Origin of the sequence: Sphingorhabdus sp. EL138, from assembly GCF_900258045.1 — a bacterium.
Classification (GTDB): Bacteria; Pseudomonadota; Alphaproteobacteria; order Sphingomonadales; family Sphingomonadaceae; genus Parasphingorhabdus.
Window position 1 is genome coordinate 733,894 of sequence record NZ_OGVD01000003.1, and the last position, 26,534, is coordinate 760,427.

General features: G+C 54.6%; 23 protein-coding genes and 1 riboswitch. Of the genes, 18 read left to right on the forward strand and 5 right to left on the reverse strand.

Going from position 1 to position 26,534, the window contains the following annotated elements; genetic code table 11:
• The first annotated feature begins 371 nt into the window (after positions 1 to 371).
• The 6 genes from DK507_RS09655 (at position 372) to DK507_RS09680 (ending at position 7,221) form a co-directional block, all read left to right on the forward strand.
• Positions 372 to 1,280, forward strand: coding sequence for a helix-turn-helix domain-containing protein (locus tag DK507_RS09655; protein WP_162558990.1), 909 nt, complete (start codon positions 372 to 374; stop codon positions 1,278 to 1,280).
• 103 nt (positions 1,281 to 1,383) lie between these two features.
• Complete coding sequence (locus tag DK507_RS09660) at positions 1,384 to 2,841, forward strand: carotenoid oxygenase family protein (RefSeq protein WP_109356140.1); 1,458 nt, start codon at positions 1,384 to 1,386, stop codon at positions 2,839 to 2,841.
• A gap of 11 nt (positions 2,842 to 2,852) precedes the next feature.
• Entirely contained in the window at positions 2,853 to 4,082 is a 1,230-nt protein-coding gene (locus DK507_RS09665; protein WP_109356141.1) for an acetyl-CoA acetyltransferase, read from the forward strand.
• 13 nt (positions 4,083 to 4,095) lie between these two features.
• Positions 4,096 to 4,965, forward strand: a complete 870-nt coding sequence (locus DK507_RS09670; protein ID WP_254054322.1) for a DUF1295 domain-containing protein — start codon at positions 4,096 to 4,098, stop codon at positions 4,963 to 4,965.
• Positions 4,966 to 5,068: 103 nt separating this feature from the next.
• The gene (locus DK507_RS09675) at positions 5,069 to 6,241 is read left to right on the forward strand and encodes an acetyl-CoA C-acyltransferase (protein ID WP_109356143.1); all 1,173 of its coding nucleotides are present in this window, start codon (positions 5,069 to 5,071) and stop codon (positions 6,239 to 6,241) included.
• Positions 6,242 to 6,291: 50 nt separating this feature from the next.
• Entirely contained in the window at positions 6,292 to 7,221 is a 930-nt protein-coding gene (locus tag DK507_RS09680) for an acyl-CoA thioesterase II (protein WP_109356144.1), read from the forward strand.
• A gap of 3 nt (positions 7,222 to 7,224) precedes the next feature.
• On the opposite strand, the gene DK507_RS09685 is transcribed toward DK507_RS09680, so the two are convergent.
• Together DK507_RS09685 and DK507_RS09690 are read right to left on the reverse strand one after the other, a co-directional pair.
• Positions 7,225 to 8,943 (reverse strand): class I adenylate-forming enzyme family protein, encoded by a 1,719-nt coding sequence (locus DK507_RS09685; protein WP_254054332.1) that lies wholly within the window; start codon positions 8,941 to 8,943, stop codon positions 7,225 to 7,227.
• A 53-nt stretch (positions 8,944 to 8,996) separates the two neighbouring features.
• On the reverse strand, positions 8,997 to 11,033 hold the full coding sequence (locus DK507_RS09690) for a 3-hydroxyacyl-CoA dehydrogenase NAD-binding domain-containing protein (protein ID WP_109356145.1): 2,037 nt from the start codon (positions 11,031 to 11,033) through the stop codon (positions 8,997 to 8,999).
• 338 nt (positions 11,034 to 11,371) lie between these two features.
• Between DK507_RS09690 and DK507_RS09695 the strand changes: the two genes are divergently transcribed.
• From DK507_RS09695 to DK507_RS09740, 10 genes are all read left to right on the forward strand, one after another.
• Complete coding sequence (locus DK507_RS09695) at positions 11,372 to 11,668, forward strand: DUF1153 domain-containing protein (protein ID WP_109356146.1); 297 nt, start codon at positions 11,372 to 11,374, stop codon at positions 11,666 to 11,668.
• A gap of 143 nt (positions 11,669 to 11,811) precedes the next feature.
• A complete protein-coding gene (locus DK507_RS09700) occupies positions 11,812 to 12,978 on the forward strand; it encodes an EAL domain-containing protein (RefSeq protein ID WP_109356147.1) in 1,167 nt (388 codons plus the stop codon).
• 83 nt (positions 12,979 to 13,061) lie between these two features.
• Positions 13,062 to 13,172, forward strand: a riboswitch (TPP riboswitch).
• 39 nt (positions 13,173 to 13,211) lie between these two features.
• The gene (gene thiC / locus DK507_RS09705) at positions 13,212 to 15,122 is read left to right on the forward strand and encodes a phosphomethylpyrimidine synthase ThiC (protein WP_109356148.1); all 1,911 of its coding nucleotides are present in this window, start codon (positions 13,212 to 13,214) and stop codon (positions 15,120 to 15,122) included.
• Positions 15,123 to 15,127: 5 nt separating this feature from the next.
• On the forward strand, positions 15,128 to 15,610 hold the full coding sequence (locus DK507_RS09710) for a RidA family protein (RefSeq protein WP_109356149.1): 483 nt from the start codon (positions 15,128 to 15,130) through the stop codon (positions 15,608 to 15,610).
• On the forward strand, positions 15,607 to 16,068 hold the full coding sequence (locus DK507_RS09715; protein ID WP_109356150.1) for a RidA family protein: 462 nt from the start codon (positions 15,607 to 15,609) through the stop codon (positions 16,066 to 16,068). Before DK507_RS09710 ends, DK507_RS09715 begins: the two co-directional genes overlap by 4 nt.
• A gap of 24 nt (positions 16,069 to 16,092) precedes the next feature.
• Positions 16,093 to 16,317 carry a hypothetical protein gene (locus DK507_RS09720; protein ID WP_109356151.1) on the forward strand — a complete coding sequence of 75 codons (225 nt, stop codon included), beginning with the start codon at positions 16,093 to 16,095 and terminating at the stop codon, positions 16,315 to 16,317.
• Positions 16,318 to 16,326: 9 nt separating this feature from the next.
• Positions 16,327 to 16,857 carry a hypothetical protein gene (locus DK507_RS09725; RefSeq protein WP_109356152.1) on the forward strand — a complete coding sequence of 177 codons (531 nt, stop codon included), beginning with the start codon at positions 16,327 to 16,329 and terminating at the stop codon, positions 16,855 to 16,857.
• Positions 16,858 to 16,869: 12 nt separating this feature from the next.
• A complete protein-coding gene (locus tag DK507_RS09730; RefSeq protein ID WP_216822374.1) occupies positions 16,870 to 17,814 on the forward strand; it encodes an alpha/beta fold hydrolase in 945 nt (314 codons plus the stop codon).
• A gap of 123 nt (positions 17,815 to 17,937) precedes the next feature.
• Complete coding sequence (locus DK507_RS09735) at positions 17,938 to 19,377, forward strand: helix-turn-helix domain-containing protein (protein ID WP_162558991.1); 1,440 nt, start codon at positions 17,938 to 17,940, stop codon at positions 19,375 to 19,377.
• Between the two features lie 275 nt (positions 19,378 to 19,652).
• Positions 19,653 to 20,123, forward strand: coding sequence for a hypothetical protein (locus DK507_RS09740; protein WP_109356154.1), 471 nt, complete (start codon positions 19,653 to 19,655; stop codon positions 20,121 to 20,123).
• A 33-nt stretch (positions 20,124 to 20,156) separates the two neighbouring features.
• Here DK507_RS09740 and DK507_RS09745 read toward each other — a convergent pair whose 3' ends face one another.
• Both DK507_RS09745 and DK507_RS09750 read right to left on the reverse strand, forming a co-directional pair.
• Entirely contained in the window at positions 20,157 to 20,597 is a 441-nt protein-coding gene (locus tag DK507_RS09745) for a hypothetical protein (protein WP_109356155.1), read from the reverse strand.
• 74 nt (positions 20,598 to 20,671) lie between these two features.
• Positions 20,672 to 21,868 carry a diguanylate cyclase gene (locus tag DK507_RS09750; protein WP_109356156.1) on the reverse strand — a complete coding sequence of 399 codons (1,197 nt, stop codon included), beginning with the start codon at positions 21,866 to 21,868 and terminating at the stop codon, positions 20,672 to 20,674.
• Between the two features lie 144 nt (positions 21,869 to 22,012).
• On the opposite strand from DK507_RS09750, the gene DK507_RS09755 reads away from it, so the two are divergent.
• Complete coding sequence (locus DK507_RS09755; protein WP_109356157.1) at positions 22,013 to 22,930, forward strand: 3-keto-5-aminohexanoate cleavage protein; 918 nt, start codon at positions 22,013 to 22,015, stop codon at positions 22,928 to 22,930.
• 45 nt (positions 22,931 to 22,975) lie between these two features.
• Positions 22,976 to 23,707 carry an aspartate/glutamate racemase family protein gene (locus DK507_RS09760; protein WP_216822375.1) on the forward strand — a complete coding sequence of 244 codons (732 nt, stop codon included), beginning with the start codon at positions 22,976 to 22,978 and terminating at the stop codon, positions 23,705 to 23,707.
• Between the two features lie 100 nt (positions 23,708 to 23,807).
• On the opposite strand, the gene ppc is transcribed toward DK507_RS09760, so the two are convergent.
• Positions 23,808 to 26,525: a phosphoenolpyruvate carboxylase gene (gene ppc / locus DK507_RS09765; protein WP_109356158.1), complete on the reverse strand. Its 2,718-nt coding sequence runs from the start codon at positions 26,523 to 26,525 to the stop codon at positions 23,808 to 23,810.
• Between the last annotated feature and the right edge of the window lie 9 nt (positions 26,526 to 26,534).

A 26,534-nucleotide genomic window follows, 5' to 3' on the forward strand; every position in this document is an offset into this window, starting at 1 on the left:
GGGGCTGTGCATTCGAATGTAGAAATGGTGAAGGTTTTTGCCTGATATTCTGATTCGATAATATCGCTTTGCCTTCAATTTTCCGGGGTATCGCAATTTGGGCTTTGAACACAAGCTTTGTGAAATTGTGCTGTCGATTTGGAGTGAGGCGAGCGTTGCATAAACCGTAAACCGTCCCTTGTGTGATACCCTAGCGGCGCTAATACTCTACCATTGCGACCGCCCAGCGATTTTGGTTCCGGAAAGCAGATATTTGCGAAATCTCACTATTATGTTCCCCAAGTCATTTAATGTCAGCCCTATTATTCAGTAAAATCAGTGCCTATATTCCCGGACTCATGAACCTCTCCGTCAAGCAAATTGAATCTCCAATGATCAAGACATGCTCCATCTGGCGGTCTTTGGAAATTCTTGGTGATACGCCTATATTGCTCATTCTGGAATCAATGTGGTTGGGTTCAACCCGGTTCACGGAGCTTAAGGATCGCACGGGTTTGCAAAAAGCTCTGCTTTCAAATCGTTTGCATCGACTCATCAAAAACGGCCTGCTCCGTAAAGGACAGGCCGTCGGCGGTTCCAGGCATCTGGAATATCGATTGACCGAGAAAGGAGTCGACCTGTTTCCGACCGTGTTGACGCTGTACGTATGGGAACGAAAATGGGGATCGGCTGATAGCCGGCGTAATTTGGAGCTGCAGCATGAAGCCTGCGGATCGCGGTTGAACCCGGTTCCGGTTTGCAGGTCGTGCGGCAAAGCTTTCGGTTTGCATGAGGTTTCTTTCGTGGAAGGCCCGGGCGTCGGATTGATGCCCGCATCCTATAGCCGAAGGCGCAATCAGGTGACCTTTCAGTCGGATCATCCTTCCTTGTTGCGGGGTTCGGTGGAAATTTTGGGAGATCGTTGGTCTGCCCTGATCATGCGAGCAATCTTCACCGCATTACGGCGTTTTGACGAGATCGAAGCTGATACCGGTGCTTCGCCAGCCATTGTTGCCGATCGTCTGAAAAACCTTGTCGCAATCGATGTCCTGAAAGCGAGGCCCTATAATCATCATCCTTTAAGGAATGAGTATTTCCTGACGACCAAGGGGTTGGAATATTATTCCGTGATCATGATGTTGATGCTGTGGGGAGACAAATATTACGGTGCCGCAGATGGACCGCCGGCTATCCTGACTCACACCAGTTGTGGGGCCCATTTGATTCCGGAAATTTCATGCGGCAGTTGTGACAAGACGGTCGCGCCGCAAGATGTCGCCATTGTCGGCCTGAACGACTGACACCGCTCTTCTGAAAACGAATGGATATTGCTTGACGATCGCAGCGCGATGCTCTTTAGATCAGTGACTTTAATAACCATACCAAAATGTGGAGTCCCCTCTATTGTCCCAGTCAGCTACCGCAGTGAAAACTACATTGTCGCCAAACGATCACCCCTATCTAAACGGCGCATGGACACCCAATTTCGAAGAGCATGACAGTGATGATCTTGAAATTATTGGTGAAATCCCAGCGGATATTGACGGTATATATGTACGCAACACGGAAAATCCGGTGCATGATGCCATAGGCCGGTACCATCCCTTTGACGGTGACGGGATGCTGCACATGATGCAGCTTTCAGGTGGAAAGGCGGAATATAAAAACCGTTTCATCCGCACCCGTGGTTTCGAGGCGGAGCAGGAAGCCGGGCGCTCCTTGTGGATTGGCTGTATGGGTAACCCCAAAAAATCGGAACGATCCGGTTGGGGCGCGCACGGGCATATCAAGGACAGCTCTTCAACCGATGTGGTTGTGCATGCTGGCAGCATACTATCAACATTCTGGCAGTGCGGAGAAGGCTATCGTTTGGACCCGGCGACATTGGAAACACTGGGTATCGAAGGTTGGGCTCCGATTGATGGTATCTCCGCCCATCCCAAACTGGATCCCAAAACCGGGGAGCTACTGTTTTTCAACTATTCCACCCATGCCCCTTACATGCATTACGGGGTTGTCGGAGCAGACAATAAGTTGAAGCATTATATTCCTGTTGAGTTGCCAGCGCCGCGTTTGCCGCATGATATGTGCTTTTCGAGAAACTATTCCATCCTGAATGACTTCCCGATGTTCTGGCCGCAGGCTGCAATCGATAATGGTTTCTACATCCCTGTCTTTGACAAGAATATGAAGTCACGATTTGCTGTGATTCCGCGCCATGGGAACCCGGAAGACATAAAATGGTTTGAAGCGGATTCAACCTACGTCCTGCACTTCATGAATGCCTATGAGGAGGGGCATGAACTGGTCATGGATGGCTATTTTCAGGAAGATCCGCGGCCGGATCCGCTGCAATCCATGCCCGACGAATATAAAGCCATGGGATCCAATCTCGATCTTCATTCCCTGAAAACCCATCTGCATCGCTGGCGGTTCAATCTGGAAACTGGTGAGACGGCTGAGGAGCGTTTGTATGATGACGAGATTGTCGAATTTGGTACAATCAACCCGGCTGTTGCAGGCGAGAAGCATCGCTATGTCTACAGCGTAACTGGTGAAGATGGCTATTTCCTGTTCACTGGTATGATCAAACATGATCTGGAAACCGGTGAAACCCAACATTATGAATTCGGTCCAGGCCGTTATGGTTCCGAAGCCCCATTCATTGCGCGCAAAGATGGGAAATCGGAAGATGATGGCTATTTGATCAGTTTTATTACAGACATGAATCTCGATCGTTCGGAATGCGTGATAATGGACGCGAAAAATTTGGAAGCGGGACCAATATGTCAGATCATATTGCCGCACAGGATCTGCAGTGGCACACATGCCGTATGGGCAAATGCGGATGAACTGCGCTAAGGGGTTTTACTATGTCTCGGAAAATCTATGTTCTAGGCGGTCATCAAACCGATTTTGCCCAAAACTGGACGCGGGAAGACATGTCCCTGTTCGATCTGTTCTCGACATCCGTTCTTAAGGCATTGGAAAAAACAAAACTTGAACCGAAAGATATAGAAGTCGGCCATGTCGGCAATTTCGTAGCAGAATTGTTCACCGGTCAGGGTATGTTGGGCGGTTTTTTCGGCCATGTGCATAGAGATTTTGCTGGTATGCCAGCGTCCCGTCATGAAGGCGCCTGTGCGTCCGGATCGCTGGCGATTTTAGGCGCAATGACCGATATCGAAAGCGGCCGTTATGACCTGGCCTGTGTGGCCGGCGTGGAACTGATGCGCAACGTGTCAGGTGCGCAGGCAGCGGACAATCTGGGAGCGGCGATCTATGTCGGTGAAGAGGGGCAGGATGCCAAGTATATCTGGCCTGCGATGTTTTCCGATCTCGCCGAGGAATATGACAAGAGATATGGTCTGCGCCATGAACATCTGATGGAAATTTCCAAGACTAATTTCGATAATGCGCGGCGCAACCCTAATGCGCAGAGCCGAGACTGGACGTTTGGCGATAAAAGTTTCACGCAGGATGATGAGGATAATCCGGTCATAGAAGGCTGGATGCGTAGGCAGGATTGCGGGCAGGTGTCCGATGGTGCTGCCGTAGTCATTCTGGCTTCCGAAGAGCGCGCAAAACAATATGCAGACGCGCGCGGTATAGGGTTTGAAAGCCTGCCGCAGATTAAAGGATGGGGCCATAGCACCGCGCCGATGTTGATGCGCACCAAATTGGCGGATAGCGCGAATGACGACTATGTTCTGCCGTGGACACGCAAAGCCATCACTGACGCGTATCGGCGTGCAGGTATTGCCGGGCCGGCACAACTGGATGCCATCGAAACTCATGACTGCTTTTCAGTGACCGAATATATGGCCATTGAACATTTCGGGATCACCGCACCCGGTGAAGCCTGGAAAGCGATTGAAGAGGGTGTGATTGCTTTCGACGGTAGCTTGCCAGTCAATCCATCGGGCGGACTGATCGGAATGGGACATCCGGTTGGTGCAACAGGTGTCCGTATGATGCTTGATGCGGCAAAGCAGGTAACAGGGAAAGCCGGAGACTATCAGGTTGAAGGCGCAAAAAACGTCGGCACGTTTAATGTCGGGGGGTCAGGAACGACAAATTGTTCTTTTGTCGTCGGAGTTTAAGGGGGAGGTAGCGGTGAATTCAAAAATACTGATCGGTCTTATCATATCAGTCGGGCTGGGTGTAGCTGTTGCGTTTGCGGGTAGTCAGGGTGGAATGATATTTGGCGCTATGCCGGTGTTTTTGCTGTGCGGTATCCTGGCCTATGCCATCAACTGGCTGGCTTTCATCCCTGCCAACATGGCCCAGACAGAAAAATTCTATGATCTGACTGGCTCCATTACCTATCTTACAATAATGATCGTCGCATGCGCGTTGTCTGCGTCGGTTGATCTTCGTGCTGTCATTGTGGCCTCAATGGTAGCGGTCTGGGCGCTTCGACTGGGATCGTTTCTGTTCTTGCGGATAAAGGCGGATGGTCATGATCAGCGGTTTGACCAGATAAAGATTTCACCACCGCGTTTCTTTCTGACTTGGACTTTGCAAGGGCTATGGGTTCTGCTGACGGCAGCCAGTGCCTTGGTCATCATTACCAATGCAACGCGGCTTCCACTGGATATTTTTGCCTATATCGGCGTCGGCTTGTGGATTGCCGGTTTCGTGATCGAAGCGGTCGCTGATCGGCAAAAAAGGACGTTTCGTAACAACCCGAAAAACAAGGGGCGCTTTATCTCTTCGGGCCTGTGGGCATGGTCGAGACATCCCAATTATTTTGGGGAAATCCTGCTCTGGACAGGCATAACTGTCATGTCATTGCCGCTTCTGTCCGGTTGGCAATGGGTAACGATTATCTCTCCGATTTTTGTCACGACCTTGCTGATGCGGGTCAGCGGTGTGCCCAAACTGGAGGCTGCGGGACAGAAAAGGTGGGGGGATGATCCGGATTATATTGAATATTGCAAATCGGTTCCCGTCCTGATCCCCAGGCCGCCCAAGAGCAGCTAAGCAGGTCTGTGGTGGCCGCGATGCCGCTCTGCCATATTCCCTGACCATGGCTTGACAAGGCCCCAAATCGATTTAGGTCGTCACCAACAACTGGAGATTTATCATGCGTGAAGCTGTCGTCGTATCCTATGCCCGTACCGGACTTGCTAAAGCCGGACGAGGTGGGTTTAACATCACGCCACCAATGACGATGGCGGCGCACGCCATCAAACATGCCGTTGCCAAGTCGGGTGTAGAGAGTGACTTTGTCGACGACAGCCTGATGGGCAATGTCGCCCATGCCGCGCCAAATATCGGTCGCAATGCCGCGCTTCTTGCAGGGCTTCCCAAAACCACAGCGGGTGCCACGATCAACCGTTTCTGTTCGTCTGGCATGCAAGCCATCGCCATGGCGGCAAACCATATTCGCGGCGATGGCGCGGATTGTGTCGTCGCTGGCGGGGTCGAGAGTATTTCAATGCAAGGGCAGCGTGCACCGGAAGGCAGCATTGATAACGCAATTCTGAAAATTGCACCTGATATCTTCATGCCCATGATCGATACCGCCGATATTGTGGCAGAGCGTTACAATGTCAGCCGCGAATATCAGGACGAATATTCGCTGCAATCACAGCAGCGTATGGCCAAGGCGCAGGAAGCAGGACTTTTTGCCGATGAAATCGTGCCGATGCAGACTAAGATGAAAGTCGTTGACAAGGAAACCAAGGAGGAAAGTATTGTCGACTACACGGTCGATCGAGACGAGTGCAATCGTCCGACCACGACCCTGGAAGGCCTCGCCAAATTGCAACCGGTCATGGGTGAAGGCAAATATATAACCGCCGGCAATGCCAGCCAATTATCCGACGGTGCCGCTGCGGTATTGTTGATGGAAGCCAAAGAAGCCGAACGGCGGGGGCTCGAACCTCTAGGCCGTTTCGTATCCTGGGCCGTCGCCGGTTGTGAGCCGGATGAAATGGGTATTGGTCCGGTTTTTGCCGTTCCCAAACTACTCGAACGGCAAGGCCTGACGGTCGATGATATCGATATCTGGGAACTCAATGAAGCCTTTGCGAGCCAGTGTCTCTACAGCCGCGATCGTCTGGGCATTGATCCGGAAAAATATAACGTCAATGGCGGCTCCATTTCCATCGGCCACCCGTTTGGCATGACCGGCGCGCGCTGTGCCGGTCATTTGTTGCAGGAAGGTCGCCGTCGCGGTGCAAAATGGGGAGTTGTGACCATGTGTATTGGTGGCGGTCAGGGCGGAGCAGGTCTGTTTGAGATCTACCCCTGAACGTTCAAGATAGCGAACACCTCCCAGCATTTTAAGGAATAGAAGCAGTTTTGGATCAACTAACGGACGAACAAGTCGAACGCCGGCTTTCGGAAGCTTTGGCCAATCGCTCCTCCGTGCCCGCGGAGAAGCTGATAGCCGGATTGCTCCGCACCTTTAAACTCACAGCAGATGCTGATGACGAGTTTCTCTATCCTGCACTATCGTCGACGGCACGCGAGCGTATTTTTGGCGGGCAAGTGATTGCGCAGGCCATTGTCACGGCGGATCATACCGTTGATGAAGAGAAGACCATTCATTCGCTGCATTCCTATTTTCTGCGCGCGGGAGACGAGACCAAGCCGCTGCATTTTCGGGTGCACCGCGACTTTGACGGACGCAGCATTTCCAACCGCAGAGTTGTTGTGCGTCAGGATGACAAGGTCATATTCAACCTGACGGCCTCTTTTCAAAAACCGGCTGACGGGCTCCATCACCAGGTCCCGATGCCCGATGTTCTGCCGCCCGACCAATGCATGAGTATGATGGAACAAATTGCCCGCAACCCGCAGGTGTCGGACAAGCATATTGAGCGGATGAGCATGCCGCGACCTTTTGATGTGCGAAGCTTTCGTCCGGAAGGCAAAAGCCAACCCGCGCGCCAATATCAATGGTTCAAGACGGTTGCGCCGCTGCCCGATGATCCGCTTACACACAGGGCCACGCTGGCCTTCGCGTCTGATATGGGATTGCTTTCTACGTCAATGATTCCGCACGGATTGCATTGGACCACGCCCGGATTATTCTCGACCAGCCTTGATCATGCGATGTGGTTCCATGACGATTTCAGGATGGATCAGTGGATTTGCTATGTCATGGACAGCGACTGGACCGGCGGCACCCGCGGCCTCAATCGCGGTTCGCTATACACGCAGGATGGCAAGCTGGTTGCATCCGCCGTGCAGGAAGGCCTTATCCGGGTTACGCCGAAAAGCGGCTGAAGGTCAGAATAGCGACTTCAGATCGCGTTTTAGTATTTTGCCATTGGCGTTGCGCGGCAAGCTTTCGGCGCTGAACAGGACTTTTACCGGCACCTTGAAATTTGCGAGCCGGGCGCGTACCCATTCCTGCAATTCGGCTTCAGTGGTGCTTTGGCCCTGCACCAGATTCACGACCGCCGCCGGTTCTTCGCCCAGAGTCTTGTGCTCAATGCCAATCAAGGCCGCATCCATCACCGCCGGATGATCATAAAGGACATTCTCGACCTCCGATGAATAGATATTCTCCCCGCCGCGGATGATCATGTCTTTCGCGCGGTCGACAATATGGCAGAAGCCTTCATCGTCTAGACGAGCCAGATCGCCTGTCCGAACCCAGCCATCGACGAAGGTTTCGGCCGTTGCGTCCGGCCTGTTCCAATAGGCTTTCACCACCATCGGCCCGCGCGCCCAAAGCTCACCCACTTCGCCAATCGGCATTTCGTGGGCACCATCTTCACTCATGACCCTCAAATCTGCTGCAGCAACCGGAGGGCCGCAGCTGGTCGGGCGATTGAGATAATCCTCGGCGCTATGCGATGTCACTGTCGCCATCGTCTCGGTCATGCCCCAGCCATTGCCGGGCAGGGCGCCAAAAACTTCGTAGATTTTTCGCGCCAGCTCGGGGGCAGATGGCGCGCCGCCATAGCTGATCGCGTCAATCGAACTCAGATCATATTTGTCGCGATCCGGATGCTCGATCAGTTGCCAAGCGATAAATGGCACGCCGCCGGTGGCATTGACCTTTTCCCGTTCAATAATCTCCATCGCTCGCACCGTGTCCCATTTGTGTAGGAAGACCATCTTATGGCCGCCATGCACGGTTGGCATCATGATGGCGGAACAGGCGGTGCAATGGAACATCGGCACCACTGTCAGGCCGACCCGAACCGTCGGCTCGGGCAGCTCATTGCCTCGCCGTAAAGCCGCTGCGGCACCGGAATAGCCCACCGAAATCGCATTGGTGGTCAGGTTGCGATGTGTGCCGAGTGCGCCTTTGGGCTGGCCGGTTGTGCCGCTGGTGTAGAATATCGTTGCTGGATCATCAGGGGCCATGTCTACGGCTGGCAGATCCTGATCCGGAAGGTCGCCATAATCATTGGGCCGCCCGATAATCTCTTCCAGCGCCCGCGCGGGATTGGCCAATGCGTTCTGGTTCCGCGCCACAATGACATGTTTCAGATCTGGGAGATCGCTCAGATGCGAAGATATCCGGTCCCATCGCTCGGCATCGCAGAGCAACACGCTGGTTTCCGAATTTGCGAGGCCAAAGACCAGTTCCTGATCCGTCCACCAGGCGTTGAGCGGTACAACAATAGCCCCGATAGAAGCAGCCGCGAAGAAGATCACCGGCCATTCCGGCAAATTGCGCATGGCGAGTGAAACGCGGTCACCTTTTGACACACCAATGTTCTGAAGCTCTACCGCCAGCGCCGCGACGGCCCGATACCAATCGGCATAAGTCACGCGCTCATCTTCAAATATCAGAAATTCGCTATCGCCATGGCCGCGCGCATGTTCCGCCATCGCTGCGAGCGTGGGATGCGCGTTTTTCCACACGCGGGTTTCCACGCCATCAATATCGACCACCTCCATTTCAAACGGCTGGCCCGGCGCGCATAGCAAGGCGTCTACCTCTTTGCGTGATCGTACGGGCCATCCAGCGGGCGGTGTCCACTTTTCCAGTGGATCTATAGCTTCAGCTGACAAACATATTCTCCTAATCGATAGACGTGACCTTATCCGTTAAACTTGCCGCCTGCAGCAGCTTTTTCTTCCAGCAGCTTGGCCACTGGCAGGCTGTGTTTTTTCAGACCCGCAAGCACGTTATCAAGCCCGACCGTGTCGGCCCAGAACATCGGGCCGCCGGTATAAAGCGGCCAGCCATAGCCATTGATCCAGACGACATCGATATCACTCGCCCGCTGGGCCATTCCCTCTTCTAGGATTTTCGCACCCTCGTTGACCATCGGATATAGCAGGCGCTCGCGTATTTCGTCCTTTGAAATTTCACGTTGCTCTTTGCCCGCCTTGGCAGCAAATTCAGTGATAATCTGTTTGACCTCATCGGCCGGGGTGCGTTGCCGCGCTTCATTATAGTCATAAAAGCCTTTGCCGACTTTCTGTCCCCAGCGACCGGCGGCACATAAGGCATCCCGTAATGTTTCAATCCGCTCTGGGTCGCGGTGCCAGCCAATATCAACCCCGGCGAGGTCGGACATCTGGAACGGCCCCATCGGAAAACCGAAGTCCAGCAGCACATCGTCCACGTCCCAATAATTGGCGCCTTCCATGATCATGATATTCGCCTGTTCCTGACGCGGGCTGAGCATCCGGTTGCCAATAAAGCCAGGGCACACGCCAGAGACTGCCGCCACCTTGCCAATCTTCTTCGACAGCTTCATCGCCGTCATCAGCACGTCATCCGCTGTCTTTTCACCGCGCACGATTTCGAGTAATTTCATGATATTGGCGGGCGAGAAAAAGTGCAGTCCCAGCACATATTCAGGCCGCTTCGTCACCGCCGCGATCTCGTCAATATTCAGATAGCTGGTGTTGCTGGCTAGGATGGCGCCCTGTTTCACGATGCCGTCGAGCTTGGCAAAGACTTCCTTTTTGACGTCCATATTTTCAAACACCGCTTCGATCACCAGATCGCAATCGGCGAGATCGTCATAGGACAGACTGGGCGTCAAAATGCTCATGGCGCCCTCGACCTGTTCTTCGGTCATCCGTCCGCGTTTCGCTGTATTCTCATAATTTTTGCGGATCACACCAACGCCGCGTTCCAGCGCCTCCTCTTTCAGCTCGACAATGGTCACGGGAATACCGGCAGACAGAAAGTTCATGCCGATGCCCCCGCCCATGGTTCCCGCGCCCAAAATGCCGACTTTCTTGATTGGGATGAGATCGATTTTGGGATCAATGCCGTCAATTTTGTTGGCCGCACGTTCGGCGAAGAAATAGTGGCGCATGGCCGCAGACTGGGTACCAGTCATCAGTTTCATGAACAGCTCGCCCTCTTTCTTGACACCATCGGCATAAGACAGCTCGCCCGCGGCTTTTACCGCCTGAATGCCTGCTTCCGGCGCATCGAACCCGCGGATTTTGCGGCCATTTTTCTGACGGAATTCATCGAATATCACCGGGTTCTTGATACCGTCTTCATTGGCCGTACCTTCCGAAGAACGCGGCGGCGCCTTGCCAATCTGTTCGCGTGCAAAGGCGATCGCATCCTCGGCCAGACTGTCTTCGCCGACAATCTGGTCAACCAGTCCGATAGCGTGTGCCTTCTTCGCTGAAATCGGATTGCCGATGACCACCATTGGCAAAGCCTCCTCTGCGCCAACCACCCGCGGCAAGCGCTGCGTTCCAGCGGCACCGGGGATCAGGCCCAGTTTCACCTCGGGCAGGCCCATTTTTGCTGATGCCACCGCGACCCGGTAATGACAGGCCAAGGCAACTTCACAGCCTCCGCCCAATGCGGTTCCGTGGATCGCGGCGACAACCGGCTTGTCGCTGGCTTCCAACCGGTCAATGGCCTCCCCCAGATTCGGCCCCTGCATCGGTTTGCCAAATTCCGTAATGTCCGCACCGGCAAAAAATGTCCGTCCATCGCAGCGAACCACCACGGCCTCAATCTCGTCGTCGGACATGGCCTCTTCAATGCCATCGACAAGTCCCTGTCGAACTGCCGCGCCAAGCGCATTGACCGGTGGATTGTTCGAGATGATGACCAATATATTCTGATGCTTTTCAGTGGTGATGACAGACATTTTTTTCTCCTGCAAAAATCCCGTTTGGTTAACGAAGAGAGGCGGTGTGGCGCGAAGGTGAAGCTCGAAAACCAAGAGGCCAACCGAGTATCACAAAGAAAGAGGATTTCAAATCAGGCTTTTGTTTTATTGGGTTAAATGTAGGAAAATTCGATGATTGTTGATCTCGGAATCCGGATGTTTTGGGCAACTAACGCCGTCAGAGAACCGTCTGTCGCAAGCATCAGATGTTAAGCCCTGTTAACCATAGAAATTTAGACGCACTTAACATCCTCAGAGCATTTTTATGCACGGGCATAGGAACAGGGCAACGCCGAAAGGCAGAAATGAGGTTCCATATGAAACATGTTACGATACCAAAAGCCACCAGAGTCATCGGCCCGCTTGGGGAAGCGCTCGCCGAACATGACTTGCCACCCGCGGATACAACCCGCTGGGTGATAAGGCGTAAAGCCGAGGTTGTCGCTGCCGTGAATGGCGGGCTGTTGACCACGGATGAAGCCTGTGAACGTTATGATCTGTCGCTGGAGGAGTTGATTTCCTGGCAGCAGGCGATCCATCGTTCTGGTATGTCTGGTTTACGCATCACCCACTTACAGGAATATCGCGACCAAAGCTTCAATCAGGATATGTGAACGGCTTTTAAATCAGGTCTGAGGCTTGGTACGACAAGCCCAAAAGCCTGAACGCTTTTCCTTACATTTTAAATTTTCACTCTTTCGCTCGGTCCAATTTCCAGGACCGTCAGAACGAAACCCAATCTAATAAGGTGCCCCCTATGTCCTCCACAACATCCTCCGCAATGCCTCCAACGATGTCGACAGCCAAAGTCATCATTGTTGAAGAAGAAAATGCGCTTTCCAGGTCATTGCAAGATGATCTGGAAGCGAATGATATTTCCGTCGCTTGTGTATTTTCCAAACTGGATGAGGAAGCCAGTCTGGTCTTCGGACCGGATGCTCTGGTCATTGATCCCAAAACCATGAGAGAAAATGGCAGCGAGTTGCTTGACCGGTTTTCCGGACTGCGATCTTCCATGCCGGTCATATTGACGCCGAACCCAAAGGATAGCAGCGATGATGAGCTGGCCTTTGATGCTGCCAGTGTCGTCCAGCGATTACAAAAACCCTATGCCGTCCCGACTTTGTGCAACTTGATCGGACGGATGGCGGATGTCAGCGGCCATGCGGTCAACGATCTCGATTATGTCTGCGCGCTGGTCGAAACGGACCGGTTGTTGCCAAATCTTTCGGTCGAATTTCAGTCCAAACAGTCTCTGGATAATGACAAGATTGTCGGTTACGAAGCGCTGACCCGTGTGAAAACCCGGCGTGCTTTGAACCCCGCCATTATCTTTTCCGATCTGGTTGATGTCGCGGTTGAGGTGGAAGCCACCCTTGTGGTGGTTGATGAATCAATCAAGCTCGCCACCGCTTTGGCAAAACGGGGCCGTCCGGTTCCCGTTTCCTTCAACTGCAGCGCGATCATGATGACTTACCGGCGCTTTGTCGACGCACTTATCAGCCGGCTGAAGCATGCGGATATTCGACCCGGCCAGCTGATGCTCGAAATCACCGAGGAGTCCCGTGTGGTCGATGTCGACCGCCTTGCAGCAGTGTGCCATTCGCTGCGCGGCCATGGACTGGGCATTTCAATTGACGATTATGGCACTGGTCTTGCCAATCTCGACCGGATTGCGAAAATTCCGTTTGATGAGCTGAAGATCGACAAGAATATCTTCAATGCCTGTTATGATGGCGATATTCCGATCTCGCTGCTGGCTTCGATGCTGGAATTCTGTCGCGGCCGCAAAGCGCGCTCGGTGATTGAAGGGATCGAAACCAAGCATCATCTGGCGCAGGCGCGTTTGCTCGGTGCCGATTTTGGTCAGGGCTTTTACTGGGGCTGTGCCGTGCCGCCAAAATATTTCGTCCCCGGCTGGTAGGATATTCGCGCTTCGTCACGCAGCTTCTATCGCTACCGTCGCCATTCTTCGCTGGACCTTCGGGCATGAGCACACTAGCTTGCGACTCATCCCCGGGGAGCCTGTGCGTGAACGCAGGTTGAGAGCGGAATAAACCGCGACCCGTTGAACCTGATCCCGTTAACCCGGGCGGAGGGAGGGAGCGGTGTTCAAAACAATCCCGCGCTCTTCACTCCGACAACTGGAGTAAGACCATGGCTGACATTCCTGCAAAGACCGAAATTGGCGTAACCACTGGCCCGATAGCGGGTTCCAAAAAAGTGCATGTAGCGGCGCATAGCGGCTCTGGTATCCGCGTAGCGATGCGGGAAATTCACCTCGAAGGCGGTGAGCCGCCGGTGCGGGTTTATGATACCTCTGGACCTTATACCGACCCCAATGCCTTGATCGACATTAACGCCGGCCTTCCGCAGCTGCGCCGCGAATGGATTGAAGCGCGCGGCGATGTCGAAAGCTATGATGGCCGTGAGATTAAGCCGGAAGATAATGGCCAGCTAGGCCCCGACCGCAGCGGCGGTGTCCCGCAATTCCCGCATGTCGTGAAGCGGCCTCTGCGTGCCAAGGCAGGGATGAACGTCTCGCAAATGCACTATGCGCGCAAGGGTATCATCACTCCGGAAATGGAATATGTTGCCGAGCGCGAAAATCTCGGACGGGAACGGCTGAAAGAATATAAGCGTGATGGCGAAAGCTTTGGCGCGTCTATCCCCGATTATGTCACGCCGGAATTTGTGCGGGATGAGATTGCCAGAGGCCGTGCGATCATCCCGAATAATATCAACCATCCCGAAACCGAACCGATGGCAATCGGCCGCAACTTCCTGGTGAAGATCAACGCGAATATTGGCAATAGTGCCGTGGCATCCGATGTGGCGACTGAAGTGGACAAGATGGTCTGGTCCATCTGCTGGGGCGGGGATACCGTCATGGATCTCTCCACCGGCCGGAATATCCACGATACACGGGAGTGGATCATCCGCAACTCACCCGTGCCCATCGGGACCGTACCCATTTACCAAGCGCTCGAAAAAGTTGGCGGAGTCGCCGAAGACCTGACCTGGGAAATTTTCCGCGACACGCTGATCGAGCAGGCCGAGCAGGGTGTTGATTATTTCACCATCCATGCCGGCGTGCGTCTGCCCTATGTTCCGATGGCGGCCAAACGCGTCACCGGCATCGTCAGTCGCGGCGGCTCGATCATGGCGAAATGGTGCCTGGCGCATCACAAGGAAAGCTTCCTCTACGAGCATTTTGACGACATTACCGAGATCATGAAAGCCTATGACATTGCCTATAGCCTGGGCGATGGCCTGCGCCCCGGGTCGATCGCCGATGCCAATGACGAGGCCCAGTTTTCGGAGCTTTACACGTTGGGTGAGCTGACCCACCGCGCATGGAAATCCGATGTTCAGGTGATGATCGAAGGCCCTGGACATGTGCCGATGCACAAGATCAAGGAGAATATGGAAAAGCAGCTCGAAGTCTGCGGCGAGGCACCTTTCTATACGCTCGGCCCGCTAACCACTGACATCGCGCCCGGCTATGATCATATTACCAGCGGCATCGGTGCTGCGCAGATCGGTTGGTATGGCACAGCGATGCTTTGTTATGTCACGCCGAAAGAGCATCTTGGCCTGCCGGATCGCGACGATGTGAAAGTTGGCGTTGTCACCTATAAACTTGCCGCCCATGCCGCCGATCTTGCCAAGGGTCACCCGGCTGCACAGGTCCGCGACGATGCGCTTTCGAAGGCGCGCTTCGAGTTCCGCTGGCGTGACCAGTTCAACCTGTCGCTCGATCCCGACACCGCGATGCAATATCACGACCAGACGCTCCCCGCAGAAGGCGCCAAGACCGCGCATTTCTGCTCCATGTGCGGGCCGAAATTCTGCAGCATGAAAATCAGCCAGGAAGTCCGCGACTTTGCCAGCAAGCAAAACCAGAGCGCCGAAGGCTTTATCGCCTCGGAAAAACTGGGCGCTGATACAGCGGCGGCAAGCAAGGCTGCAGCGGAAGAAGGCATGCGCGAAATGGCGAAAGTCTATAAGGACAAAGGGCAGGAGCTCTATCTGCCGGCCGATGAGGTGGACGAACCAGCGGAGTGAAACGCATGAAAACTTTACTGACATCGCTCACCGCCGCCATGGCGATCATCGGGGCCACTTCCGCCGCGCGGGCAGAGCCCAAGCAGACCCTGATGCCCGAAAATGAACAGGGCCGCGCCTTCATGGAGCAGTTCGGTTTCTCTCAGGCCGTCATCCACAACGGCACGGTCTATCTGTCAGGCGTCATCGCCGGTCCGACGCCAGAAGGCATGACCGACGAGGAAAGCTATGCCCGCACCTTCACCTATCTGGGCACAATACTGAAGCGCGCCGGGTCAAGCTGGGACGATGTGGTCGATATCACCACCTATCATGTCGATATTGACCAGTCGATGCCGCCTCTCGCCGCCGCCAAGAACCGCTTTGTGAAAGCGCCTTTTCCGGCCTGGACCGCGATTGACGTTGACCGCCTCTACACGCCCGATGGATTGGTAGAGATCAAGATCACCGCGCGCCTGACACCAAAGGGGAAAGAGCCAGCGGAATGACCATAAAATTTCTCGCACCCTTGGCGCTGTTATTCGCCGCGCCAGCACAGGCCGGTGACAAGCCGCCCGAATTTCTCGGCAATGGCGGTGCTTTTCCGCTGTCCGAAGCCGTGCAGGTTGGGAATATCATCTATCTGTCGGGCCAGCTCGGCATCGATAAAAGCGGGCGGGCGCTGGTTGCCGGCGGTATCGAACCGGAAACCAAACGGACGATGGACCGCATTGGTGCCACGCTCGCCAAATACGACCTGGATCATGATGCCTTGTTCAAATGCACCGTGATGCTGGCGGATATTGGCGACTTTGCTGCGTTTAATACCGTCTACAAAAGCTATTTCAAACCCGGCCGCTATCCGTCGCGTTCCGCTTTCCAGACAGCTGGACTGGTGCTGGACGCCCGGGTCGAGGTTGAATGCTGGGCTTGGAACCCAAAAGGTAAAGAAGAACCGACAGAATGAACTGACACTATAGAGGAGAACATCATGCAGGAACCTTATGAACTGGCGTTGGAATCCGCTCGGCAGGAACTGGAAAAAGCGCGGGCATTGCTGCAACAGGATATCTCCGAATATCCGCACCCGATTTCTGGTTGCGACTATCAATATGTCCGACTGATCAGTGATCGTACAAGGATATCCAACGGCCTGCATGCTTTGAAAAACCGTCCCTTTGTCGCCACGCCGAGGATATTGGAACCAGCGGAGTAAACCCATCCCATGGCCCTGTCTGCCGCAGCCTTGCTCACCCATCTTCAGGCCTTTGATGGCCGCGCGGTTAGCATGCTGGGGGAGATTGAAGCCGAGTTCGGTGGCGAGGCAGAATATCTCAATGCGCTGATTGCGCTCGCCGCACATGATCAGGAGGCGGTGTCGAGCGGTGCGACCTGGCTGATCAAGGCGGCGCTCGAACGCAGGCAGGCGCTTTCCGCGGCGCAGAGCGAAGCCCTATGGGATGAAATCCCGGCAATCCGATACTGGCAGGCGCAGTTGCATATCTGTCAGAGCGCGGCCCATCTCACTTTTTCAGCCGATGGCGCAGCGGTGATGGACCGCTGGCTCACGCCGCTGCTCCACCACGACCGTCCGTTTCTGCGCGCCTGGTCGGTGGATGCGCTGTGCCGGATTGCGGCCCAGCATCCGGAATATGGCCATGCCGCCCGGGATGCTGCCCGCGCCGCTGCCAAAGATAGCGCCGCCTCGGTCCGCGCGCGGGTGCGCCAGTTGGGCGAATTGCTGGCAGATATCTGAACAGGGCAGGGCATGATTGCCAGCGCGGCCATAGCACTGCTATCGCAAGCCATTGGCGAGGAAGAGGAATTGGCACCCATGATCACACCCCAAAGCGCGGAGCAATGGCGCGCAGACGGACAGTTTGTCGCGTGGAAAGGGCATCAAATCTTCGTCCGCACCGGCGGGGAAGATACCGCGCCGCCCTTGCTGCTCCTCCACGGTTTTCCGACCTCCAGTCTCGACTGGCTGCCCATGTGGGCGGACCTCACCGCGCGGTACCGGGTGGTGGCGTTTGATTTTCTGGGCTTTGGCTTTTCCGACAAGCCGAAGCGGCATCATTATGATCTTCAGGAACAAACTGACCTTGCGGCGCATCTGGCCGAGACATTGCTGGGTCAGGATTTTCATCTCCTCGTCCATGATTATGGCGTCAGCCCGGGGCAGGAATTGCTCGCGCGGCACGGGGAGGGCGGACTGGCGCACAAAGTGCTGAGCTGCGCCTTCCTCAACGGCGGCCTGCTCCCCGCGCAGCATCGCGCGCGGCCCATTCAAAAGCTGCTCACCGGACCCTTTGGCTGGCTGTTCGTGCACCTGATGAACCGGGAGCGTTTCGGCAAAAGCTTTAGCGAGGTTTTCGGCAAGGATACGCAGCCCGGCGCCGCGGAACTCGACGCCTATTGGGATGTGATCTGCACAAATGGCGGCCACCGGCTGCAGCATAAGCTGCTCCACTATATCGCCGACCGCCGCACCCACGGCCCCCGCTGGGAAGCCCAGCTGACCCACCCGCCATGCCCGATCGCGCTGATTAACGGCACCCAGGACCCGGTCTCCGGCGGCCATCTGGTCGACGCCGTCGCGGCGCTGAACCCCGAAGTTCCGGCGTGGCGACTGGACCATCTGGGCCATTATCCGCAGACCGAAGGCGCAGCGGATGTGATGGCGGCTTATGCGGAGTTTCGGGGTGGGTTGTGATGAGTTCGCTATCAAATTGTAGAAGTGATGTATTGGACTGGGAGGTTTTATTTGCGCTCGAGATAGTAAGGTGGCTATAAATACTGCTATTTTTTTGGTGTTTAAATATTGTTGGAAATTGAATTGAGTGACTATAATCCGTTTGATAGGCAAATCAGTAAAATCACATCCTCTGATCTCTCTGTTCTCCGATCAGTTTCTGAAGGCTGGTATATTGAGTATAAGTCAAAGATTCCGAACGCAATTTCCATTGCTAAATCTGTTTCTGCTTTTGCGAACACATATGGCGGCTGGTTATTTTATGGAATTGAAGAGAAGTCCAAGGACGAGTCTGTAGCCGGGCAATTTTGTGGCATAGCTCGGATCGAAATGGATGCAGCACTGCAAGCAATAAGGCAATCAGTTGCAAGCTCGGTGAATCCGATACCTCATTTTGATACGAAAGTATTGTGGGGGCCGAATAAAAAAGTAGGTCTGGCTAAAGATACAGGCGTAATTTGTGTACGCGTGCCACAAGGAAATGCTGCACCTTATGTCCACAAATCTGGAAAGATATACAGAAGAGTAGGCGATGGATCAGAGCCGAAGCCTGAAAGTGACAGGTTCATTCTTGATCAACTTTGGCGCCGAAGCAAAGAAGTTAAGGATGAGTATGCTCAGTGGATAGAAAAGGAACCGGAGTTTTCTAAGGATGAGAGTGATAGTCCGTATCTTCGGATGTTTATCACCCCCGATCTTTGGCGAGATAAAGACGTTTGGGCGCAGCTTGATACAGAAAAAGTAAGGGAGATATTTTCACGGTCTCTTGGAGAAGATACGTTTTTCACCACACCATTTGATACGGTTTACCGAACGAATAGAGGTTATATCGGGAGGCAAGTGAAGTCCAATGACCCGAGCAATCTGACTGCAACTTGGTTCCTGAATCCAAATTTGACAAGTGAGGTTGTAATTCCGCTGCCTATGTTGGATGGATTTGATACTATTGAATTGGAATATGAGTTAGACGGTTACAAACACTCAAAGAGTTTCATCAATGCTCTCCGAAAATATGGACACGAGAATCCGAAGATCATTGATTTGAATTTTGTCTTTTCAGCTTTGATTGGGACGTTTGACATTCAATCGAAGCTGGACGGGATAGCTGACAGAAAAGGGCCTCTATATGTAAAATCACAGCTACTCAATGTTTGGCGGACAAGGCCCTTTTTAGATGTTGAAAAGACTATTACCTATCAATCTGAACATGGTGTGCCGGTATGCATGAATGGAGAAATATTGGCGCCTGCTGGAAAAGAACCCGATGATTTTAAGAAAATCCTTGAATTTGAAGATATTGAAGACTTAAAAATCCGAAAATTCTTTCAGGCAATGTCTGCGTTTGAGCCAATCGCTTCTGCTGTGGGAATCGAGACTGATTTAGCCAAAGCGGTCGAAGTTGAGCATGACTATCCTTCTATATATCCCGAATTGTATAGCGCAGCTAACAGAGCCAGTGCCGCCCAAATATTAAGGATTCAGAGACGAAAAGAGGAAGATGAACATCGAAACGAGCGGTATTAAAACTAGTGTTAGTTCGAGCGGGGTTTTCCAGGCTCCTCAAGCTCCTACCGTACCAGCTTCTCGAATCATGGCGACAGTTTACTAAACGCCCACAACTCTCAGACGATCGGCAAAACCCATCACCCTCAACCCTGATCCGTAACCCGTACCAAACTCAAGTCATAGCCAAGCTCTTTCACCGACGCCTCAATCCGTGCATGCACTTGCCTGACGCGTGGGCATCTAAAGATGCCACCCACTAGCCTTTGCCCTGAAATTTCATTATCGTTCACTCTATGAACCTGCTATCCAACCCCGCCCTCAAATGGGTCCACTTCACCGACGCGGACAGTCGCTTCGCCTATCCCATCGCCTATCACGGCGCGGTGCTGTCCGTGCGGCCCGATGCAGATGGCGCGGGCGGGCATATTGATTTGCTCTACCGCTGGGAGCCGAACAGCTATTGCCATTTCCACCGCCATGTCTGCGCGACCACCTCCACGGTGCTGGCGGGGGAGCTGCATGTGGTGGATTATGAAAATGGCGTCGCTGGGGAGAAGCGCATTCGCGCCGCCGGGGATTATGCGGCGAAGGAACCGGGCGATGTTCATATGGAGCATGGCGGGCCGGAGGGCGCGCTGGTGCTGTTCAACCTTTATGCGCCCGATGGCCGGCTGGCCGACTTTCTCGGCCCCGATGGCGAGACGCTGACCACCATCACGCTGGAGGACATGACCACCGGCCGGATTGCTAACCAAGCCGCGTAGATAGCAGGCGGCTTAGCGCAAAGCGCGCCCACCTCAGGCGGGAAGCAAGCCCTTTTCGGGAGGAGGCGGCCGGTTGGCCCAGACCAGGATCGCGGTCATCAATACCGATAAGCCCCAGAGAAAGATTTTCGGGTTCACCGTCATGAAGTTGACGAACAGCGCGCCGTGGCTGAGCAGATAGATGCCGATCAGGACCAGTCCCCACTGTTTGCGCCATATCTGCCCGATGGCGCCAAGGCTGATAGTCACGCCCATGAACAGGATGAAGGCGAAATAGGAAATGGGCGTAAAGCCGACCAAATTAGCCTCCTGCCCGGCAATGAAGAGCCGGGTTTCGGCCAAAGCTTCAACCGCTTCGCCATCAAAGCTCCACCAGCCCGCTGCTTGTCCTATCATCATCCCGCCAACGCCAATCCGGATAAGACCAGAGGCGAGGAAGAGTAAGCAGATGAGGATGGCGAGTTTGCGTCTCATGCTGTATTGCTACGGTAATACAGTTATGCCGTCAAGCTAAGTCCGAAGGCGGTCAGTCTTGCACTGCAAGCGGCTTAGGCAGCACGCGCTACCCGGGAGGTTTTTCCGCCGCCATCTGACGCGCAGACAACCCGGTTGCGGCCCTGTTCCTTGGCTTCATACATCGCGCTATCTGCGCTCTTGAATGTGGCTGAAAAGGCGCTAGCGGGGCCATGCGCTACGCCCAGCGAGCCGGTGACCCGCAGCCGCGCGGGCCAGTCCTTATGCGTTAGTTTCGCAACCGCAGCGCATAATCGCTCGGCAATATCATCGGCACCGGTTTCGCAGCCGGGCAGGGCGATGATAAATTCCTCTCCGCCCCAGCGCGCTGCCAATGCATCGGGCGCGGCTTCGTCCAGAGTTTCGCTGATACAGGCGCTGACCGCGGCAATCACCTCGTCACCCTGGCCGTGGCCATAGCTGTCGTTAATCTGCTTGAAATGGTCAATGTCGAGCAGGATCAGCTGCGTCTGCATATCGCCAAGTTCTTCGATGTGCTCCTGCAGAGCAGAACGGTTTAACAGGCCGGTCAGGCTGTCATGCTGCGACAACCAGGATGTGTGGCGCAGTTCTTCGGCCAGCCGTTGTCCCAACCGTTCCACCTCGATCCCGGCGCGGCAGCTTTTATGCGCCTGAAAATTGACCGCCTTGGCAATGATGAAGAGGGCGACACACATGAAGATCAGCGCCATTTGGGCAAAGCCGCTGAAATCCTTGTCGAACAGCAATATGCCCGCGACGCCCGCAGCGGTAAATCCGCCGAGCAGCGGAAAGGCAATGCCGGCAATCGGCGCAGCGAGCAGGATGGAGACAACCATCGTCACCAATATCGTGACCCAGGTGGTCAGCACCGCATCCGACCCGCCGATAAGCGTCCCGACGTCCAGCATCATAGCCGCCCAGATTATGCCGCTGGACGCCTCCGCGATCATCCACAGATTTTTGCGTATCGCGGTATTTTTGCCGGTCTCGATAGCGCGGCGCAGCCACTGCGATGAGGCGGTGATGGCCAATTGCGCTATGATCTGCAGGCTCAGGAATATCCACAAGGCACGGTTATCGGTCAGGCTTGCGATCCATCCGATCACTCCGACGGGAATAATGACGCTGAGCTGCCCGGCAATCCGCCGCTCCAGCCCATCGATGAGCAGCTTCCGCGAAACTTCCGTCTTATCAATAGCGGAAATGTCCGGCGCGCCGGTATAGCTGTTCTGATAAATGGCGTCCGCCATTCCATTCCCCTGATGAATTGGAAACAGACATATGAGTTTTTGGATAACAGATTGTTAATGGACGGAAAAACACCGTGGTCGCAGGATGAAAGAGGTGACGGAACGCGCTTCCCCAAGCCGGTTCATATTTGCTAAGGTGTCGTCATGACCCAGATATCTGACACACCGCTGATCATCGAAGTTTCGCTCAACGGATCGGTTAAGCCGGAGCAAAATCCCAACGTTCCTTACGAGGATGACGATATTGTCGCGCAGGCGGTCGCCTGTATGGAGGCGGGGGCGGCGCTGGTGCATAATCATACGCGCGATCCGGTCTTTGGTGGCACCGGTGTGATGGATGCGGAAGATTATGCCCGGCCGTGGCGCAAACTACTAAAGCTGCGCCCTGATGCCATTCTCACCCCGACCATGCCGGGCAAGGAGGGCGTGTCGGTCGAGGAGCGCTATGCCCATATCGAGGCGATGGCGCAGGAAGGCCTGATCGCGCAGGGCCTGTGTGATCCGGGCAGTTTCAATGTGTCGGTTCCGGGCGAGGATGGTGCCTTTGCGCCAACCAATCTGATCTATCGCAATGACATGCAGGACAGCTATTATTATGTCGAGGCGTGCCGACGGTTAAAGCTGGGGATGAGCATCTCGATCTTTGAACCGGGCTTCGTCAAGTTCATCATGTCGCTGCACCGTGCGGGAAAATTGCCGCCAGGCGGGATCATGAAATTCTATTTCGGCGCGGATGATCAGCCCTTTGGCTTGCCGCCAACGGCAACCGCACTGGATGCCTATCTGGAGATGATTGCGGGTAGCGGCCTGCCGTGGCTGGTGTCGAGCTTTGGCGAAGACTGTGTTGGTTGCGGTCTGGCGGAAGCGGCAATCGTGCGCGGCGGCCATGTGCAAGTCGGGATAGAACCCTATGGGGGTTCGCGCACGCCGAAAAATGTCGATCTGGTGCGTGAAGTCATCGAACTGGCAGAGCGGTTGGGCCGTCCGATTGCAACGCCGCAGCAGGCGGCGAAGATCATGAATTTGCCGGCCTATCCGGTGCCGTTTGTGGCGGTACCGTGATTATGCCGGGATTTCAGACGTGAACCATATCTTGGAGCGATCACAGTGAGCGAACCACTGCATATCGGTATATTGGCCCATAGCGCGGAAGGCGCGACACTGTCTTACCGGACAGTGTGGCAGGAGGGTGTGCGAAAAATGGGCGCGCACGAGCATCCGCGGATCACAATGAGCGGCGGGGCGATGGCACCGACGCTTGATCTCTGGGAGCGCGGCGATCTCGCGGCGCTGCGGGAGATTTTCTGTGAAGATGCTGAACGGTTGGCCGCAGCAGGGGCGGATTTCTTTATCCTACCTGACAATACCGCGCATATTGCACTAGAACAGCCAGGCCCGGATTTCTCTATCCCGGGCCTCCACATCGCCGAGGTCGTCGCAGCACAGGCCGAGGCGGACGGGCGGCGGCATATTGGCGTGCTCGGCACCAATTGGACGATGGAAGGCCCGGTGTACAAGGGCGCACTGGCTCGCAGATCGCTTGAGCGCTCCATCCCGGCTACCGAGGACCGCGAGATTATTCACAACGCGATTTTCAACGAACTTTGCCTCGGCGATTTCCGTCCAGAGACCCGCGCGGAGTTTATTCGGATCATTGGTGATCTGAAACAAACGAGCTGCGACGCTGTCGCACTCGTCTGCACGGAAATCCCGCTACTAATTACGGACGAGGTGTCGCCACTGCCAATATTGGATAGCACGCGGCTGCAGGCCAAGTCGGCGGTGGCGGTGGCGCTGGGCGAGCTTCCGATGCCAACTTGGCGGGGTGGAGCGGTTTGAGTTCACTTTCCCGCTTTGCGCCAAAAGTGGAGATTTGTTTGTCGACGTTCGTCCGGTTGTTGACGAAAAGACGCAGTTCTCGATCTTTAGCTATGCCCGTTTAACCGCTATTTCTTAAAGCTGTTGCAATAGCATTGAGCGACAATTGTATCCCTTCACCAATACGCGGATCATCTTCACCAGCACGAAGGCGTTTCATGAGTTCAATCTGCAGGTGGTTAAGCGGTTCTATATAGGGTAAGCGTAGTTCGATGCTGTTGAACAGGGATGGGTTTTTCGCCAGCAAATGAGGCTGGTCAGTGATCTCCAGCAATATATCACGGGTTTGTTCCCAGCTTGACCGGATGCGATTGAAATAGCCCTCGCGCATGGATTTGTCTTCAACCAGTTCAGCGTAACGTGCCGCGATACCCATGTCGGATTTGGCGAGAACCATTTCCATATTGGACAGGCTCGCCTGAAAAAATGGCCAGCTTTGCGCCATGTCTTTTAGCTTTTCGACATCGTCAAAGGCATTCAGCGCCTGTCCGACACCAAACCAGCCTGGCAGCATCACGCGGGCTTGTGCCCAGCTGAAAACCCAGGGAATGGCCCGCAAATCCTCTATCTTGTCGCTTTTCGTTCGACTGGCGGGGCGCGATCCTATTTTGAGTTTCGCAATTTCAGTGAGCGGTGTCATCTGGCGAAAGAAGGTTCGGAAACTGTCATTGCCGTAAACCAGATCACGATATTCGGTGAAGGCGGCCCGCGAAATCTCGTTCATCGCATCGGCAAAGCCGGTTTGGACTTTTTGGTCCGAAGGATCTGGTTCTAGCGAGCGGAGCAAGACCGCCGAAGTCATGGCTTCCAGATTGGTCTCTGCGACGCCCATCGTACCATATTTGGCGGCAATAACTTCTCCCTGTTCGGTAATACGGATGCGACCATCGACCGTACCTTTCGGCTGCGCCTTAATCGCGCCAAAGGCTGAGCCGCCGCCACGTCCAACAGCGCCGCCACGGCCATGAAAAAGCTGCATCTTCACGCCAGCATTCTCGAAAACGGGGGTTAGGGCCTGACTGGCTTTGAACAGACTCCAGGTAGAGGTCAAATACCCGCCATCCTTGTTGCTGTCGGAATAGCCGATCATCACTTCCTGTGCACCTCGTGCGCGAGTGAGAGCGTGCATTTCCGGGAGGGCAAAAAAGTCGGTCATGACCTGCGGTGCGTTTTCCAGATCGGCTACAGTCTCAAATAACGGCACAGCCATGATGGGGCAGGTGGGCGCCGGCTTTTCATCCTCAGGTGCTCGGTAAAGGCCAGCCTCCATAAGCAGAACATAGACTTCCAGAATGTCGGATACGGTTTCGCCGTTGCTGATGTTGTAATTGACAATGACTCCCGGGCCATATTGATCATGGGCTTCGGCGGCCGCGCGTAAAATGGAAAGTTCCTTGGCCGTGTCTTCGCTATAGTTGATCCATGGGCTCACCAAAGGCCGGTTGTTTGCAAGTTCCTGCCTCAGTATGTCGACGCGCTTATCTTCGTCCAGTGAGAGATAGTCGGCCTCAACGCCGGCTTCGGCCAGCAATTCAGCGACGACGCGCTCATGAATGCGGCTATTCTGCCGCATGTCGAGTGTAGCGAGGTGAAAACCAAATAGCTCCACGGTTCTGATCAGGCGCCCTAAGGCTCCAGACGTTGCAAATACGCCTTTGCCACCGGAGCGCAGGCCATGAGCCAGTGTGACAAGATCCTCGCGCAATTGCTGGGGATTGTCATAAGGTTTGGCGACTATGGGCGATGGGCGCCCGGGAACATGACCGCAGAGTTTCAGATGAGTGGCGGACAGACGGGCATAGATGCCGGACAGCGCACGGCGATAGGGTTCGTCCTTGCGACTTGGCGCATCATCACCGCTAGCCTCGGCGAGGGTGATTACTTCATCTGGCACATCTGCCAGTTCGGTTGAAATGCTGAGTTCAGCACCCATGGCATGGATGCGCGCAAGATAGTAGCCGATAACCGTTTCTGCGGCCCGCGACAAAGCCTCGCGCATGGCATCGGCGTCGACAAAGGGATTACCATCGCGGTCGCCGCCGATCCAGCTGCCGAGCTTCAGGAAATTGGGAAGACGGGCGCCCAGCACCTTTTCCCATTTGCCATAAAGTTTGGGTAGTACAGGAAGGAAAACATCCCGCATGTAGCTTTGCGAGATCTGCACCTCGTCGGTTACAAACAGGCGTTCGCGGCGCAGTGGCCGGGTTTGCCAAAGCAATGCGATTTGTCGCATGATCGCTTCATCGAGCACGTCGCCTTCGGGTGTATTGTCGGCCCCGGCATCTTTCATCAGCAACAACTCTGCAATTCTTGCCTTGTGGTCGATCATGCTCTTGCGCCGCACCTCTGTGGGGTGAGCGGTCAGCACGGGAGCAATCAAAGCGTCGTCAAGCAGTGCTAGTATCGCCTTTTCGTCCACACCTTCATTGGCCAATTTTTTGACTGCTTCGGCAACGCTCGCACCTTCTTCTGCCGCAACGCCCTGGCGATCCTCGGCAAGATTGGCGAGCAGAGAAAAGAGCATGAAGCCCCGGACAAAGGCAGTGGTTTCATCAAGCGACAGTGCATCTAGGCCAGGATCAATCGCGTCTGCATCTGCCAGTCCGCGATGCCGGTCAACACTGGTCGAGCGGATATATTCGGTACGGCGGTAGAGTTCCTCTCCGCCATAGGAACGGATCACATCGCCCAGCAATTTGCCGAGATATTTAATGTCAGGGTTTTGGCGAACAACCAATGACGGTGTTGCCGATGAATCTTTGGGGAGGGTATCGGTCATGCCGCTTTG